The 606-nt window shown below is 72.9% G+C and carries 1 protein-coding gene; it reads right to left on the reverse strand.

The window, feature by feature from the left end; translation table 11 throughout:
- Positions 1-505 (reverse strand): phosphotransferase (locus sphsw_RS17795; protein ID WP_042467786.1); only part of this gene is annotated, 505 nt, incomplete at its 3' end.
- Between the last annotated feature and the right edge of the window lie 101 nt (positions 506-606).

Below are 606 nucleotides of genomic sequence, written 5' to 3' on the forward strand. Positions count from 1 at the left end.
CGGGCGCGTCGAACCCCTGCGACGCGCGGTGCAGCCGCGCCAGCGCAACGCCCGCCGCCCGCGCCTGCGCCAGCGACAGGAACGGCGTCCAGGACGGCCGGTCGCGATACAGGTCGACGCCGGGGGCCTTGCGATGCAGTTCATAGGTCCAGTCGCCGCGGGCCAGCGCGCCGCTATCGCTGGCGGCGAGCCTCATGATCTCGGGCACCGCAATGTGCGGGCGCAGGTGCGCGATGAACCGGTGTTCCGCGCCGAGCTGATCGGGCGTCCGCATCCGGCGATGATGCCGCTTGAGCAGGAACATCCCCTGCCCGGTCTCGATCAGCGCCGCCGCGGAGAAGGGCCGCGGCGAATGCCAGTGCACGCGCTCGAGCGGACCGGCGGCCGGGAACTGCGCGACCACGGTCGCGGCTTCCTCGGCGGTGATTGCCGGCCAGCTCGGTGCGGCCATGTCGGTACCCATCCCGTGGACCAGATGCGCCGCCGGCGAGCCCGCGCCGATCATCGCGCCCGCACCGGTCACAGGCCGCGCGAGATGGTCGCCATGACGGCCGCACCACTCCCGACATAATAGGTCGGCGCAGATCCCGCGATCAGCGTCCCGCC

It is taken from the genome of Sphingomonas sp. FUKUSWIS1 (assembly GCF_000733135.1).
GTDB lineage: Bacteria > Pseudomonadota > Alphaproteobacteria > Sphingomonadales > Sphingomonadaceae > Sphingomonas > Sphingomonas aerolata.